The organism is Alicyclobacillus vulcanalis, from assembly GCF_900156755.1.
In the GTDB taxonomy this organism is placed as follows: Bacteria; Bacillota; Bacilli; order Alicyclobacillales; family Alicyclobacillaceae; genus Alicyclobacillus; species Alicyclobacillus vulcanalis.
Genome location: NZ_FTOO01000006.1, coordinates 111,237 through 126,308, shown reverse-complemented (window position 1 = coordinate 126,308; position 15,072 = coordinate 111,237). Strand labels below are relative to the sequence as shown.

Sequence of the window (15,072 nt, the reverse complement as noted above, 5' to 3'; positions counted from 1 at the left end):
ATGGTGTGAGCGCGTGGGAGCTGATGTATCTCGGCCCAGAGGGCACGCACAGCCATGAGGCGGCGGAATGCATGGCGTCAGGCTTTTTTCGCGGTGCCTCGGTGCAACATACGGCCTGCCAGAGCTTCGATGACATTTTTGGCGTGCCGCGGGCGCCGCGGCGGCTCGCCTGCGTTCCCATCGAAAACAGCATTCAGGGGTCCGTTTGGCAGGTCTGGGATGCGCTCACGCGCGAACACGCCGGGCCTGCGCCTCGCCAAATTCTTGCGGCGGTGACCCTCCCGATTCACCAACACGTCATCTTTCGGCCCGAGGTCGATCTCGACCAAATCGACCAGGTGGTCTCTCATCCCCAGGCGCTCGCGCAGTGCAAGGAGCACATCCGCGCGCGGTTTCCCGGCGCCCGGCAGGTGGCGGTCTCCAGCACGGCGGAGGCCGTGCGCCAGGTGGCGACGGGCGAGCGCGACCGAGCTGTGGCCATTGGCGGTCGGCGAGCCGCTGCGCTGTACGGTCTGTCCGTGTGGCCCGAGCCGTTCGAAGATCGCCCGGGCAACGTGACGCGGTTTGCCCTCGTGGGCACACCTGGCGACCTGCCTGCCGAGCCGAACTGGCGCCTGACCGATTGGACCGCGTCCTTGTGCTTGCGCGGCGTGCCCCACCGGCCGGGTGGGCTGGCCCTCGCGCTCCACACGTTCGCTGCGGCCAACCTCAACCTCACGCGGCTCGAGTCGCGTCCGGTGGGCGATACGCTTGGCCATTACGTCTATTACTTGGACGCCTCCGTGCGGACGTACGACGATCGCGGCGCGAGCGTGCTGTCCGTGGTGCAGGATCTGTTGGCGCTCCAGGGCGTCGACATCCTGACGCTTGGAGTCTACCCGGTGTACAGCCCAGGAGAATGAGCGCGGCGCCAGGTTATGCCTGGCGCCGCTTCATCTTTTCCCGCTCGCTCTTGTTGAGGACTTTCTTCCGCAGCCGGATGGACTGTGGCGTGACCTCGCACAGTTCGTCGTCGTCGATGTAGGTGATGGCCTCTTCCAGAGACAGAAGTCTGGGAGCCTTCAGCTTCACCGTTTCCTCCTTCGTGGAAGAGCGGATGTTGGTCTGGTGTTTTTCCTTGGTGACATTCACCACAAGGTCGTTGTCGCGATTGTGTTCGCCGACGATCATGCCCTCGTAGACCGGCGTGCCTGGCGTGATGAACAGGACCCCACGGTCCTCGAGATTGCTGATGGCGTAGGCCGTGGCGATGCCCGTCTCGCTCGCCACGAGCACGCCCTGGCGCCGCGCCTGAATGGTGCCCCGCCACGGGGCGTACGTCTGGAAGCGGTGATGCATGATCCCGTATCCCCGGGTCATGGTAAGGAAGAGCGAGCGAAATCCAATGAGACCGCGCGTCGGAATCTGAAAGACCAGCCGGACCATCCCGCCTTGGCCCAACGGGTTCATGGCGACGAGCTCGCCCTTCCTGAGCCCGACTTCGGCGATGACGCTTCCCGCCGTGTCTTCGGGGACATCGGCCGTGAGCTCCTCCAGCGGCTCGAGCCGTTCACCGTCTTCCTCGCGCACGATCACGCGCGGGCGGGAGACGGAGAGCTCGTAGCCCTCGCGCCGCAAGGTCTCAATCAAGATGGACAGGTGAAGTTCGCCGCGGCTCTTGACGAGAAACGCGTCTCGGTCGTCCGTGTCTTCCACCTGCAAGCTGACGTCCGATTCCATCGCCAGGTATAGGCGATCCCGCAGTTTCCGGCTCGTGACGTGCGGGCCTTCGCGCCCGGCGAACGGGCTGTCGTTCACGTGGAACGTCATCTCGAGCGTCGGCTGGTCAATCTGGATGACCGGCAGCGCCTCGGGCATGGCCGGCGACGCGAGCGTATCGCCGACGGTGATGTCCGGAATGCCCGCGATGGCCACAATGTCGCCTGCCGATGCGGACTCCACCTCCATGCGCCTCAGACCCTGGTAGACAAACAGCTTCTGGACGCGGCTTTCCACAGGGGATTCCGACGCGGAGAGGCGCACCACGCTCTGACCTTGGCGAACTTCGCCTCGGTGAACGCGGCCAATGCCGATCCGCCCGAGGTATTCGTCGTAGTCGATGATCGTGGCCTGCCACTGAAAAGGCCCCTCCGCGTCCACGCGCGGGCTCGGGATGTGGGCCACAATGGCGTCGAACAAGGGGCGCAGGTCGTTGCCGAGATCGCCCGGGTCGGTCGAGGCGCGGCCTTCGAGCGCCGACGCGTAGAGGACCGGGAAGTCGAGTTGCTCCTCGGACGCGCCAAGGTCGATGAACAAATCGAGGACTTCGTCGATCACGTCCGCGGGCCGGGCGTTCGGGCGGTCCATCTTATTGATGACCACGATGGGCACCAGGTCTGCGCTGAGCGCTTTATCTAGGACGAAGCGCGTCTGCGGCATCACGCCCTCGAACGCGTCGACGACGAGCAGAATGCCGTCGACCATGCGCAGAATGCGCTCGACTTCGCCGCCGAAGTCGGCGTGGCCCGGCGTGTCGACGATGTTCACCCGGTACGACTCGTACGGGATGGCGGTCGCCTTGGCGAGAATGGTGATGCCTCGCTCGCGCTCGAGATCGTTGTAGTCAAGCGCCCGCTCGGCGATTTGCTGATTTTCGCGGAACAGGCCGGATTGGCGCAGCATCTGATCGACGAGGCTGGTCTTGCCGTGATCGACATGGGCGACGATCGCGACGTTACGCAATCGATCGGGAGTCATGGTACGCATGAGGTCCTCCTTTGGGCAGTTGCGGTAATCACGATAGCATGTCGCCTTGCGCAAGACAACGAGGACGACCGTCGCGCCAGAGGAAAAAGCGGGGACGTAAAGCGCCGCATATCACGTTGCGAAATGGTGCAGGCAGTGATATACTGGGTCCGTCAGGCTTCGTATACCGTGTGCGGACAAGAGTGGGGCCCCCCCACTCTTTGATTTATGCTCGGCACTTTTTGGCGTACGCGAGGCGAGGATAGGAGACACAAGCGGCATGTGGGAGGATGACGCGTGACGAGAGATCGCGTGACCGAGATCGTTGAACGCTTGGTGCAACCCATTGTGGAGCGGGAAGCGGTCGAACTGGTGGACATCGAGTACACGAAGGAAGGGAAGAATTGGTACCTGCGTGTGTACATCGACAAACCGGGGGGCGTGGACATCGACGACTGCAGCCGCGTGAGCGAACAGCTATCGGAGGAGCTCGACCGCGTGGACCCGATTCCCAACGCGTACTTCCTCGAGGTGTCTTCTCCCGGCGCGGAGCGGCCTCTGAAGAGGCCGGCGGATTTCGAGCGCGCCGTGGGCCGTTTCGTGCACGTGTCGCTGTACGAGCCGCTGGAGGGAGCCAAGACGCACGAAGGGACGCTCGTCTCTTACGACGGGGAACGGTTGATCCTCGAGATCAAGCGCCGCTCAAAGACCGTCACGCTGGCGGTGCCCATGGAGAAGGTTGCGCACGCGCGGCTGGCTCTAGAGTGGTGACCCGAACGCGCCTGAGATTTCGCGATGGGGAGGTTCCCTGGTCATGAATGTGGATTTTTTGGAAGCGCTGGACCAACTGGCGCGCGAAAAGGGTATCGACAAAGAAGTGTTGTTGGAGGCCATTGAGGCGGCCCTCATCGCGAGCTACCGCCGCAATTTTCACTCGGCCGCCAATGTGCGCGTCGAAGTCAAGCGGGATTCGGGTGAGGTGCACGTGTACGCGCGGAAGACCGTCGTCGAGGAGCCGAAGGACACGCGCCTCGAGATCTCGCTCGACGCGGCGCGGGACATCAACCCAAGCTACCAAATCGGCGATGTCGTCGAAATTGAAGTCACGCCGCGCGATTTCGGGCGGATCGCCGCACAGGCGGCCAAGCAGGTCGTCATGCAGCGCGTGAAGGAAGCTGAGCGATCCGTCATTTACAGCAAGTTTGCCGACCGGGAGGAAGAGGTCGTCAGCGGCATGATCAGCCGCCTCGAACCGCGCGTCGCCTACGTCGACCTGGGGGACACGGAGGCCATCTTACCCCAGTCGGAGCAGATGGCGTCCGACAAACTCCAGGTGGGCAAAAGGCTGAAGGTGTTCATCGCGCGCGTCGAGCGCACGTCGAAGGGGCCGCAAATCGTGGTCTCGCGCACGCATCCCGGTCTGTTGCGCCGCCTGTTCGAGCTCGAGGTGCCCGAGATTTACGAGGGGATTGTCGAAATTAAGGCCGTGGCGCGCGAGGCGGGATCGCGCTCCAAAATTGCCGTCCATTCGCGCAACCCGGAGGTGGATCCCATCGGAGCGTGCGTGGGCGCCCGCGGGTCGCGCGTACAGGCGATCGTCAACGAGTTAAACGGGGAAAAGGTCGACATCGTGGAGTGGAGCGAGGATCCGGCGACGTTCGTGGCGAACGCGTTGTCTCCGGCCAAGGTCATTGACGTGCACATTTACGAGGACGAGCGCGTGGCGCGCACCGTTGTGCCAGATTACCAGCTGTCCCTGGCGATTGGGAAGGAGGGACAGAACGCCCGTCTTGCTGCGCGCTTGACGGGATGGAAAATCGACATCAAGAGCGAGACGCAGATGGCCTCCCATTCGCTCCTCGCTGAGCTCGAGGACACAAACGAGGAGGAACCCGAGTTTGCCACGCTGTCTGACGACTGGCTAAACGAACCCTGAGTTGGGAGGGCGCCGCATGCAGCGGGTAAGGAGGGTGCCGCTTCGCAAGTGCGTGGGCTGCCAGGAGATGAAGCCGAAGGCGGAGCTCACGCGCGTCGTCCGGACCCCAGATGGCGATATCGTGCTCGACCCGACCGGAAAGCGAAACGGGCGCGGCGCGTATCTGTGTCCCACCGAGGCGTGCCTCCAAATCGCGGTCAAGCGCAAGGCGCTCGAGCGCGCGCTGAAGACCGCGATTCCGCAGGAGATTCACGAATCTCTTCGCCGGCAGCTGGTGGGAGATGATCATGCGGACTGACAGGGAGACCATCTTGGGATTACTCGGTTTGGCGCGCCGCGCAGGGGTCGTGATCGACGGCCAAAAGCGCGTGTTGGACGCCGTGAGGACGCGGCGGGCCCATTTGGTGATGATCGCGGAGGACGCGGGAGACAATGGCCGAAAGAAACTGACGGACAAAGCGGCGTCGTACGGCATTCAAGTGGTTGCTTTCGGGACCAAAGCGGAGATCGGTCGAGCCATTGGACGGGATACGTCCGGTGCCGTTGCCGTCGTGGAGCCTGGATTTGCGCGCGAGATTGTGGCGCGGCTTGGGGAATTCCACGGAGGTGGAGCGTTTGACGAAATTGAGAGTGTACGAGTACGCAAAACAGATGAACATGTCGAGCAAGGAGATTGTGACGATTCTCAATCGGCTCGGCGTGCCCGTCGCGAATCACATGAGCGTGATGGACAATGAGATGATTCAAAAGGTGGAACAGTTCTTCGAAGACGTGAAGCGACGTGCGGCGGAAAGGCGTGCTCAGGAGATGGAGAAGGAATTGCGCGAGCGCCAGCAGAAGGCGAAGGCCGAGGCTCAGCCCGACGAGGCGCCGAGCCGGGCGCAGGGGGCACCGCAGAACGGTCGCGAGGCCGGGCGCGAGCCGGGGCGGGATCGTCATGCCCAAGGCCACAGGGACGTGCAGCACGCGAGTGCTCAGGCCCATGCGCCGCGGCGCGATCGCGATGCAAACCGAGATGCGAGCCGGGATCGCGGGGAGAGCCGCGATCGGAATGGCGCGCAAGGGCGCGGGCGCGATCGGCGCGAGGGCACGCCGGGGGGAACGCCGGGCGGCGCGTGGGAGCAGAGGCCGCGATCGGACCGGCCGGCGGGCCCGCGGAACGGCAACGGCGGCCATGGGCGCAGTGGGGCGCCGGGCCAGGGCGACAGAAGCCGCGACCGGAACGGGTACGCGGGCCGGCCGCAGGGCCAGCAGGGACACGGGGATCGCAGCGGGCGTCCGCGCGATGGCCAGCGGCCTGCGTCCGGCGGTGGAGGCGGCCAGCGTTTTCCGCGCACCCCGCGTCCGCCGCAGGTGGTGGCGGCGCAAGCGGCTCAGCAGAAACCTGTGGCGCCGGGCGCGCAGCGCAAGGAAAAGGAGCGCAAGGATCGCGAAGGCTATCAGCGGCACGAGGAGTTCAACGAGACGAAACTGCAGCGCGCCCAAAAGCGCCGCGGGGGAAAGCAGGAAAAGCCGCTGCCGACCGAGGTGACGGTCGAGGGGCCGATGACGGTGGGCGACTTCGCGAAGCTCCTGCAGCGTGAGCCGGCGGAGATCATCAAGCGCCTGCTCATGCTCGGCGTGATGGCCACCATCAACCAGGACATCGACACGGACACGATGGAACTCATCGGCTCGGACCTCGGCGTGACGGTGCACGTCAAGGAGCCGGTGGACGAGGAGGCGCTCGAGCTTCTCGTCGAGCCTGACGATCCGTCCGAGCTCGTGCCGCGGCCGCCTGTGGTGACCATCATGGGCCACGTCGATCACGGCAAGACGACGCTGCTCGACGCGTTGCGCGAAAGCCGCGTGGCGGCCGGCGAGGCGGGGGGCATCACCCAGCACATCGGCGCGTACCAGGTCGAGCTCGGCGGCCGGCTGATCACCTTCCTCGACACGCCCGGGCATGAGGCGTTCACGACGATGCGCGCGCGCGGCGCTCAGGTGACCGACGTGACGATTCTCGTGGTGGCCGCCGACGACGGCGTGATGCCGCAGACGGTGGAAGCCATCAATCACGCCAAGGCCGCGAATGTGCCGATCATCGTGGCCATCAATAAGATCGACAAGCCCGACGCGAATCCGGACCGCGTGAAACAGGAACTCGTGCAGCACGGCCTCGTCCCCGAGGAGTGGGGCGGCGACACGGTGTTCGTCGAGATCTCCGCGCTCAAGCGCCTGAATCTCGACACGCTGCTCGAAATGGTCCTGCTCGTCGCCGACATGCAGGACCTCAAGGCCAATCCGAACGCGCGCCCGCGCGGCACGGTGATTGAGGCGAAGCTCGATCGCGGCCGCGGCCCGGTGGCCACCGTTTTGGTGCAGAATGGCACGCTCAAGGTGGGCGACATCGTGATTGCGGGCACGACGTACGGCCGCGTGCGGGCCATGGTGAACGAAAGCGGGCGCCGACTGAAGACGGCACCTCCGTCGACGCCGGTCGAAATTCAGGGCCTCAACGGCGTGCCACAGGCTGGCGACCTGTTTGTGGTCTATGATGATGAGAAGAGCGCCCGGGCGGTGGTCGAGCGGCGACTGGAGCGCGAACGGCAGCAGATGCAGGCGACGGCGCGCGTGACGCTTGACGATTTGTACCGTCAGATCAAGGAGGGCAACGTCGCCGAGCTCAACGTCATTGTGAAGGCGGACGTGCAGGGGTCCGTCGAGGCGCTCGTCCAATCCATCGAGAAAATCAACGTCGAGGGCGTGCGCGTCCGCGTGATCCACAAAGGCGTGGGTGCCATCACGGAGTCCGATGTGCAGCTCGCCTCGGCCTCCAACGCCATCATCATCGGCTTCCACGTGCGCCCGGACGTCAACGCGCGGCGTGTGGCTGAACAGCAGAAGATCGACATCCGGCTGTACCGCGTGATTTACGACGCCATCGCCGAGCTCGAGTCGGCCATGAAGGGCATGCTCGCGCCGGAGTACAAGGAGGTCGTCGTCGGGCACGCCGAGGTGCGCGAGACGTTCAACATCTCGAAGGTCGGCACGGTTGCGGGATGCTACGTGACGGACGGCCGGATCCCCCGCGACGCGGAGGTGCGCGTGGTGCGCGACGGGATCGTCATCTACGAGGGCAAGCTTTCGTCGCTGCGCCGGTTCAAGGATGACGTGCGCGAAGTGGCGGCAGGCTACGAGTGCGGCATGACCATCGAGAAGTTCAACGACATCAAGGTCGGCGACGTGATCGAAGCGTTCACGATGGAGCAGGTCGCGCGGGTATGACACCGTACGCCGTGGAGGTGCGTGAACGTTGACGCGGATTCGGGCGCAGAAAGTGGCCGAACAAGTAAAAAAAGAGCTCGCGGATCTCCTTCAGCACGAGCTGAAGGACCCGCGCATCGGGTTCGTGACGATTACGCGGGTGGAGGTCTCGGGAGACCTGCAGCACGCGAAGATCTTCGTGAGCGTGTATGGCTCTGACGACGACAAGGAAGCCACGCTCGCCGTCCTGACGAGGGCCGCTGGATTTATTCGCGGCGAGATCGCGCGCAGGCTGCACATGCGGATGGCGCCGGAGCTCGTCTTTCGGCTGGACGATTCGGGCGAGTACAGCGAGCGCATTGAACAGGTGCTCAAGTCGCTAAAAGATCACGAGGCGAACGACTGAGGGGCCGAGGGGAGTCGGGGAATGACGAGTTGGCAGCCCGAGCCGCGCGACGGGGAAGCCATTGCGCGCGCCGCGCAGGCGCTCCTGAGCCGCGATGATTGGTTGATTGTGACGCACGAGCGACCGGACGGCGATGCGCTGGGCAGCGCCCTCGCAGTGGCCCACATGTTGGAGGCGCTCGGCAAGCGATACGCGATGGCAGCAGGGGAGCCGCTGCCGCCGCGCTTTCGCTTCTTGCCGATGTATGCCCGCATTCAGCCGCTGGAGGCGTTTGGCGACCGCCAGTTTCAACACGTCGTCGCGGTCGACTGCGCGGACGAACAGCGGTTTGCGCCTGTGGCACAGCTCATCGCGGCGCAGCCTTTCGTGGTGAACATCGACCACCATCAAACCAATCCGCGCTACGGCCAGGTGGCCTGCGTGGACCCGCTGGCGGCGGCGACCTGTGAGGTTCTGTACCACGTGGCGCGGGCGCTCGGGGTGACGCTCTCGGTCGATCTCGCCAAGTGCTTGTACACGGGGATTCTCACGGACACGGGCGGCTTCAGCTATCCCAACACGACGCGCGAAGTGCACCAGATTGCTGCAGAACTCCTGGCGAGCGGAGTGCAGCCCTACGACATCGCGGAGCCGGCGCTTGAGGCGCGCACGCTGGAGCAGATGCGGCTGTTGCAGGTCGCGCTCCGCGACATGACCCTCGCGCCCGACGGGCGCTATGCGTTTTTGCTCGTCAGCCAGGAGATGCTTGCGTCGTGCAACGCCAGCGAGGACGACGTCGAGGGTCTCGTCGGATTCGCGCGATCCGTCGAGACGGTCGAGGTCGGCGTCTTGCTGCGGGAGCGGCCGGATGGCCTGATCAAAGCGAGCCTTCGCTCCAAGCGGCGCGTCGACGTGGCTTCTATCGCGCAGCAGTTCGGGGGCGGCGGGCACGCGCGCGCGGCGGGTTGCGTGCTCGAGGGCACCCTCGAGGAGGCGAAACGGGCGGTCGAAGCGGCCGTGATCGCCGCGTTAAAGGAAGTGGACGAAGCGTGCAAGAGCTAGACGGCGTTCTGCTCATCGACAAGCCCGAGGGCATGACGTCGCACGACGTCGTCGATCGCGTCAGAAAGAAGCTCGGCGTGCGCCGCGTCGGGCACGCGGGCACGCTCGATCCCATGGCCACGGGCCTTTTGATGGTCTGCGTCGGCCGGGTCACCCGCTTGCTGGAGTATCTCGGGCAGGGAGACAAAATCTACAGCGGGCGCGTGGTGCTCGGCATCGGCACGGACACCGATGATGCCGAAGGCACTGTCGTCGCAGAGGCGTCCGCTGCCCATGTGAATCTCGCGGCCGTGCGGGAAGCTGCGGCTCAGCTCACGGGCGAGATCCGCCAGCGCCCACCGCAGTACTCCGCCATCCACATCGATGGCCGGCGGGCCTACGACCTCGCGCGAGAGGGCAAGAAGGTCGAGATCCCGGAGCGCACGGTTCGAGTCGAGGCGTTCACCATCGATGCGCTTTCGCACGAGGGAGATCTCGCGGTGGCCGATTTTCACGTCCGCTGCTCCAAGGGCACGTATGTCCGCGCGCTGTGCCGCGATCTCGGGGCGCTTCTCGGCGTCCCTGCCCACATGCGTTCCCTCCGCCGGCTTGGCATCGGCCGTGCGCGCATCGAAGACGCCATCCCGCTCTCCGATTGGCTCGCGTCGGACTCGCCAGCCGCGCATCTGCGCGATCCGCTCTTGTACCTCGAGGGCCTGCCCATGTGGCACCCTCCCCGAGAGGCCATGGAGCGCCTCGCGAATGGCCAGAAGGTGGAGGTGCCCGAGGCCGACGCGCTCGCCGCTGCCCCCGGGGACGTGGTCCTCGTCGTCTACGCCGGCGCCGTGGCTGCCGTGGGCGAGATCGTCGAGGGACCCCGCACCGCCGTTCGGCCGAAGAAGGTGTTTTGGAAGAGGGGATAGTTCGGTGGAACTGATTGTCATCGAGGATCGGGCACCTGCGTCGTCTGCGCCCCAGGTCTTGGCCATCGGCAAGTTCGACGGCGTGCACCTGGGCCATCGGGCGATTCTCAACGCCGCGCGGCAGCTCACGGACGGCGCCGAGCGGTTGGCCGTGATGAGTTTCGAGCCCCACCCGACCTACGTGCTGACCGGCAACGCGGAGTACACCCGGTGGTTGACGCCTCGCGCCGAGCGCGTGCGGCTGTTCACCGAGCTGGGCGTCGATGCGTTCTACGTCGCCCAGTTCACCCGAGCGTTTCAACAGCTGGAGCCTGAGGCTTTCGTGGACGCGTATCTCGTGCCGCTTCAGGTTCAGCACGTGGTCGTCGGGCGCGACTTTCGTTTTGGGCGAGGCGGCCGCGGAAACGTCGATGTCCTGCGCGATCTCGGCCGCGATCGCGGCTTCGACGTGGGAGTGGTGGATCCCGTCGAGGAGCATGGGCACAAAATCTCCAGCTCGCGCATTCGCGAACACCTGCGCGAGGGCCGCGTCGAAGCGGCTCAGGCGCTCCTCGGCAGGCCGTATGCCATCCTGGGCGAGGTCGTCCACGGCGACAAGCGCGGCCGCACGATTGGCTTTCCCACGGCCAATTTGGGAGGCATCGACGACTACGTTCTTCCGAAGAGCGGCGTCTACGCCGTGTTCGTGGAGATCGAGGGGGAGCGCGAGGGGGCTTTCGCGCATGCCTTCGGCGTTCTCAATGCCGGATACCGGCCGACCGTCGACGGAGCGGCCTTCCAGCTCGAGGTGCACGTCCTCGACTTCGACGGCGACCTTTATGGCCAAAGGCTGCGGGTCTCGTTCCTGCGGCGCATCCGAGACGAGATGAAGTTTGACGGCCTCGAAGCGCTCAAAGCGCAAATTGCGCGCGATTGTGAGTTCGCGCGGGCCGTGTTTGGCCTGTCGAGCGACTCCGCCATCCCGTCGCAAGGTCCCGCCTGAGCGGGAGACATGCCTCCCGCGCCCTTCGGCCCGCGGGCCAGGAACCAGGCCAATCGACTGGCGTTTGAGTGGACGGTATGGTATAGTGTTGAACGTGTGCGCAACACGATGAACTGCACCGCGGATCAGGAACCTCCGGCCTGTTCTTCGATGCAGGGATTTTACGCTTAAGGAGGATTCTCATGCTCGAAGCGGACAAGAAGAAGGAAATCATTGAGAAGTATCGTTTGCACGATCTCGACACCGGATCCCCGGAAGTTCAAATTGCGCTCTTGACCGAACGCATTAACTCGCTCACGGAGCACTTCCGCGTTCACAAAAAGGACCACCACTCGCGCCGCGGACTGTACAAGCTGATTGGTCGCCGCCGCAATTTGTTGAACTACCTGCGCGAGAAGGACATCAACCGTTACCGGCAGTTGATTGAATCGCTGGGATTGCGCCACTGAAACGAGGCGGGCTTCGGCCCGCTTCTTTTGCATGTTTGGCGCAAGCCCCGTTTGTACATAGCATGGCGCGCGGCGGTTCGCCGCATGAAAGGGTAGGAGGTTGGAGACGCATGGTGGTTCGCCATGAATTTGAGTTGGCGGGCCGACGTTTTGTGCTGGAGACCGGGAAACTGGCCCGGCAAGCGACGGCTGCGGTCCACGTTCAATACGGAGAAACCGTGGTGCTGGCCACGGTCACAGCTTCGAAAGAGCCGAAGGAACTCGACTTTTTTCCGCTGACCGTGAACTACGAGGAACGGCTTTACGCGGTCGGAAAAATTCCCGGGGGCTTCATCAAACGCGAGGGCCGGCCGAGCGAGCACGCGATTCTTGCGTCCCGCTTGATCGATCGCCCCATTCGGCCGCTCTTCCCGGAAGGGTTCCGCAATGACGTGCAGATCGTCGATCTCGTGCTGTCCGTGGATCAGGACTGCGCTCCGGAAATCGCCGCGATGATCGGCACGTCTGCCTCGCTCACCATCTCAGACATTCCGTTCAATGGGCCGATCGGCGGGGTCATCATCGGACTCGTCGACGGCGAGTTCGTCATCAATCCGACCGTCGAGCAGGCGGAACGGAGCGATTTGCACCTGGTGGTGGCCGGCACGAAGGACGCCATCGTGATGGTGGAGGCCGGCGCGAATCAGGTGCCCGAAGAGACCGTGCTGGAGGCCATCCTGTACGGCCACAAGGTGATTCAGACCATCTGCGACGAAATCAACGCGTTTGCCGAAAAGGTGGGCGTCCAAAAGCGCGAAGTTGAGCTGCACAAGGTCGATGCGGAACTCGAAGCGGCCGTGAGGGCGTACGCGACGGACAAGGTGAACGAGGCCGTCCGCAACCCGGATAAGCTGGCGCGCGAAGAGGCGCTCGCGAATCTGAACGCCGAGGTGCTCGAGCACTTTAAGGAGGCGTTCCCCGAAAAAGAGGCGGACATCGCCGAAGTGATGCACACCATTCTGAAAGAGCGCGTGCGCGAGGCCATCTTGCGCGAAGGGATTCGACCAGACGGCCGGCGCCTGGACGAGATTCGCCCAATTTCCTGCGAAGTGGGTCTCTTGCCCCGGACGCACGGCTCCGCCTTGTTCACGCGCGGACAGACGCAGGCGCTGTCCGTGTGCACGCTCGGCTCCATGGGCGACGAGCAGCTGCTCGACGGGCTCGAAATTGAAAAGTCGAACCGGTACATGCACCATTACAACTTCCCGCCGTTTAGCGTCGGCGAGGCCAAGCCGCTGCGCGCGCCAAGCCGGCGCGACATCGGCCACGGGGCGCTCGGCGAACGCGCGCTTGACCCGGTGATCCCGTCGCCCGAGGAGTTTCCTTACGCCATCCGCGTGGTGTCCGAGATCCTCGAGTCGAACGGATCGACGTCTCAGGCGAGCATCTGCGGAAGCACCATGGCGCTCATGGATGCAGGCGTGCCCATCAAGGCGCCCGTGGCCGGGATCGCGATGGGCCTCGTGAAGGAAGGCGATGACGTCGCGATTCTCAGCGATATTCAGGGAATCGAGGACCACTTGGGCGACATGGACTTTAAGGTCGCTGGCACGGAGCGCGGCGTGACCGCGCTGCAGATGGACATTAAAATCAGCGGCATCGACCGCACGATCCTCGAGCGAGCCCTGAAGCAGGCGCGCGAGGGGCGCATGTTCATCCTGGGGAAGATGATGGAGGCGATCTCGGCGCCGCGCGCCGATCTCTCCAAGTTCGCGCCGAGGGTCATCACGGTGAAAATTCACCCCGACAAAATCCGCGACGTCATCGGGCCCGGTGGGCGCGTGATCAACAAGATCATCGAGGAGACCGGCGTGAAAATCGACATCGAGCAGGATGGCCGCGTCTACATTCACAGCACGGATGCCGAGCAGGCCAACCGCGCCCGAGAGATGGTGGAAAACATCGTGCGCGACGTGGAGGTCGGCGCGACCTACACCGGCAAGGTGACGCGCGTGGAGAAGTACGGGGCATTCGTCGAGATCTTGCCGGGCAAAGAGGGCTTGGTGCACATCTCGCAGCTCGACGTCAACCGCGTGGCGAAAGTGGAAGACGTGTGCCAGGTCGGCGACACGCTGACGGTGAAGGTGACGGAGATCGACAACCAAGGCCGGATCAACCTGTCGCGCAAAGAGGTCCTGAAGGCGGCGCAACCGCCCACGTCCTCGGCGCCGCAGCGGCCGTCGAGGGGGCCGGGCCGCGCGCCCCACGGCGGCGGTCCTCAGGGCCCGCAGAGCGGACATCCGCGGCGCGATCACGGCCCGTCCGCGGCCCCGAAGGCACCTCCGCGCAGGACGAGCCCGTGATTGACGTGTCGCGAGCCGAGGCATCCTAATCCGCGTGATGCGGATGGAGGGATGCCCGTTGAAGATGCGGAAGACGGCTGCAGGCGCGTGCGCCCTGGCGCTGATGGGGGTCTTGGGCGGTTGGGCGGGCGCGGCCGGCACGGCGGTGAACGCGCACGCGCCGGCGGCGTCGGCGCCAAGTGTTTCGGCACATGTGTGGGAAGAAGTCAGCCGCACGTGGGGAACGCTTCCCGTCGATGCCCGCCACGACGGCGTGTGGCACAACATCCCCGGTTTGTCGGGCTTTGCGCTCGACACGGCGGCGAGCGAGCGCGAGACCGCGCGGCGCCATGACGGCGCGCTCCACCTGGTATGGCGAACCCTTCCGCCGAAGCGAAGACTCGGAGACCTTTCGCCCGACGTGATTTACCGCGGCCCCGCGCAGGAGAAGTCGGTGGCGCTGATGGTGAATGTGTCCTGGGGCGATGCGTACGTGCCCAGGATGCTTGAGGTGCTGCGCAGCGCGCACGTGAAGGCCACGTTTTTCGTGGACGGCGCGTTTGCGAAGAAGTTCCCCGATCTCGTCCGCGCGATGGCGCGAGACGGGCACGCGGTCGAGTCCCACGGCTTTGGACACCCAGACTTTCGCCGGCTGAGCGACGCGAAGCTCGCCGCCCAGCTTGACGAGACGAATCGAGTGCTCGCCGGCATCACGGGCAAGGTTCCACGGCTCATCGCGCCTCCGGCCGGATCGTATGATGCGCGCCTGGCTCCGCTGGCGCATTCGCGGCGCATGTACGCCATCCTGTGGACCGCGGATACCGTGGACTGGAAAAACCCGCCTGCGGATGTCATCGTCCAACGCGTTCAGCGCGGTGCGGAACCCGGCGCGTTGATCCTGTTGCATCCCACGGCGCCCACGGCGGAGGCCCTGCCTGATGTGATCCGCTGGCTCGAGGGGCACGGTTATCGGCTGAAAACGGTGGAGGACGTGATCGACGAACGCCCAGCGGTCACCCCTCCGACGACGCTGGCGAACGAGACGTTCCACCGCGCGTGACGGCC

14 protein-coding genes are annotated in these 15,072 nt (G+C 64.8%); 13 read left to right on the top strand and 1 reads right to left on the bottom strand.

Annotation, left to right across the window (positions count from 1 at the left end):
• The first annotated feature begins 5 nt into the window (after positions 1-5).
• Positions 6-902, top strand: a complete 897-nt coding sequence (locus tag BW934_RS08565; protein ID WP_076347105.1) for a prephenate dehydratase — start codon at positions 6-8, stop codon at positions 900-902.
• Between the two features lie 13 nt (positions 903-915).
• On the opposite strand, the gene typA is transcribed toward BW934_RS08565, so the two are convergent.
• A complete protein-coding gene (gene typA, locus BW934_RS08560) occupies positions 916-2,745 on the bottom strand; it encodes a translational GTPase TypA (protein ID WP_076347103.1) in 1,830 nt (609 codons plus the stop codon).
• A gap of 276 nt (positions 2,746-3,021) precedes the next feature.
• Between typA and rimP the strand changes: the two genes are divergently transcribed.
• The 12 genes from rimP (at position 3,022) to BW934_RS08500 (ending at position 15,067) form a co-directional block, all read left to right on the top strand.
• Positions 3,022-3,495 (top strand): ribosome maturation factor RimP, encoded by a 474-nt coding sequence (gene rimP / locus BW934_RS08555; protein WP_076347101.1) that lies wholly within the window; start codon positions 3,022-3,024, stop codon positions 3,493-3,495.
• A 43-nt stretch (positions 3,496-3,538) separates the two neighbouring features.
• The gene (gene nusA, locus BW934_RS08550) at positions 3,539-4,660 is read left to right on the top strand and encodes a transcription termination factor NusA (protein WP_076347099.1); all 1,122 of its coding nucleotides are present in this window, start codon (positions 3,539-3,541) and stop codon (positions 4,658-4,660) included.
• 16 nt (positions 4,661-4,676) lie between these two features.
• Positions 4,677-4,958 (top strand): RNase P modulator RnpM, encoded by a 282-nt coding sequence (rnpM, locus tag BW934_RS08545; RefSeq protein ID WP_076347097.1) that lies wholly within the window; start codon positions 4,677-4,679, stop codon positions 4,956-4,958.
• Complete coding sequence (locus tag BW934_RS15400) at positions 4,942-5,397, top strand: L7Ae/L30e/S12e/Gadd45 family ribosomal protein (protein WP_076347095.1); 456 nt, start codon at positions 4,942-4,944, stop codon at positions 5,395-5,397. Before rnpM ends, BW934_RS15400 begins: the two co-directional genes overlap by 17 nt.
• Entirely contained in the window at positions 5,312-7,927 is a 2,616-nt protein-coding gene (gene infB / locus BW934_RS08535) for a translation initiation factor IF-2 (RefSeq protein WP_327077693.1), read from the top strand. The genes BW934_RS15400 and infB overlap by 86 nt, the downstream gene beginning before the upstream one ends.
• Before the next feature lie 28 nt (positions 7,928-7,955).
• On the top strand, positions 7,956-8,312 hold the full coding sequence (gene rbfA / locus BW934_RS08530; RefSeq protein ID WP_076347091.1) for a 30S ribosome-binding factor RbfA: 357 nt from the start codon (positions 7,956-7,958) through the stop codon (positions 8,310-8,312).
• A 21-nt stretch (positions 8,313-8,333) separates the two neighbouring features.
• The gene (locus BW934_RS08525; RefSeq protein WP_076347089.1) at positions 8,334-9,353 is read left to right on the top strand and encodes a DHH family phosphoesterase; all 1,020 of its coding nucleotides are present in this window, start codon (positions 8,334-8,336) and stop codon (positions 9,351-9,353) included.
• A complete protein-coding gene (truB, locus tag BW934_RS08520; RefSeq protein WP_076347087.1) occupies positions 9,341-10,255 on the top strand; it encodes a tRNA pseudouridine(55) synthase TruB in 915 nt (304 codons plus the stop codon). Before BW934_RS08525 ends, truB begins: the two co-directional genes overlap by 13 nt.
• Before the next feature lie 4 nt (positions 10,256-10,259).
• Positions 10,260-11,237 carry a bifunctional riboflavin kinase/FAD synthetase gene (locus BW934_RS08515; protein WP_076347085.1) on the top strand — a complete coding sequence of 326 codons (978 nt, stop codon included), beginning with the start codon at positions 10,260-10,262 and terminating at the stop codon, positions 11,235-11,237.
• A 182-nt stretch (positions 11,238-11,419) separates the two neighbouring features.
• Entirely contained in the window at positions 11,420-11,686 is a 267-nt protein-coding gene (rpsO, locus tag BW934_RS08510) for a 30S ribosomal protein S15 (protein WP_076347083.1), read from the top strand.
• Positions 11,687-11,796: 110 nt separating this feature from the next.
• A complete protein-coding gene (locus tag BW934_RS08505; protein WP_076347081.1) occupies positions 11,797-14,028 on the top strand; it encodes a polyribonucleotide nucleotidyltransferase in 2,232 nt (743 codons plus the stop codon).
• Between the two features lie 64 nt (positions 14,029-14,092).
• On the top strand, positions 14,093-15,067 hold the full coding sequence (locus BW934_RS08500) for a polysaccharide deacetylase family protein (protein WP_234969696.1): 975 nt from the start codon (positions 14,093-14,095) through the stop codon (positions 15,065-15,067).
• Positions 15,068-15,072 lie beyond the last annotated feature (5 nt).

Coding starts and splice junctions, on each gene's coding strand:
- rnpM (WP_076347097.1), top strand. CDS start 4,677: ATGCAGCGGGTAAGGAGGGTGCCGCTTCGCAAGTGCGTGGGCTGCCAG.
- BW934_RS08500 (WP_234969696.1), top strand. CDS start 14,093: ATGCGGAAGACGGCTGCAGGCGCGTGCGCCCTGGCGCTGATGGGGGTC.
- rpsO (WP_076347083.1), top strand. CDS start 11,420: ATGCTCGAAGCGGACAAGAAGAAGGAAATCATTGAGAAGTATCGTTTG.
- BW934_RS08505 (WP_076347081.1), top strand. CDS start 11,797: ATGGTGGTTCGCCATGAATTTGAGTTGGCGGGCCGACGTTTTGTGCTG.
- nusA (WP_076347099.1), top strand. CDS start 3,539: ATGAATGTGGATTTTTTGGAAGCGCTGGACCAACTGGCGCGCGAAAAG.
- BW934_RS08525 (WP_076347089.1), top strand. CDS start 8,334: ATGACGAGTTGGCAGCCCGAGCCGCGCGACGGGGAAGCCATTGCGCGC.
- infB (WP_327077693.1), top strand. CDS start 5,312: ATGAACATGTCGAGCAAGGAGATTGTGACGATTCTCAATCGGCTCGGC.
- BW934_RS15400 (WP_076347095.1), top strand. CDS start 4,942: ATGATCATGCGGACTGACAGGGAGACCATCTTGGGATTACTCGGTTTG.
- typA (WP_076347103.1), bottom strand. CDS start 2,745: ATGCGTACCATGACTCCCGATCGATTGCGTAACGTCGCGATCGTCGCC.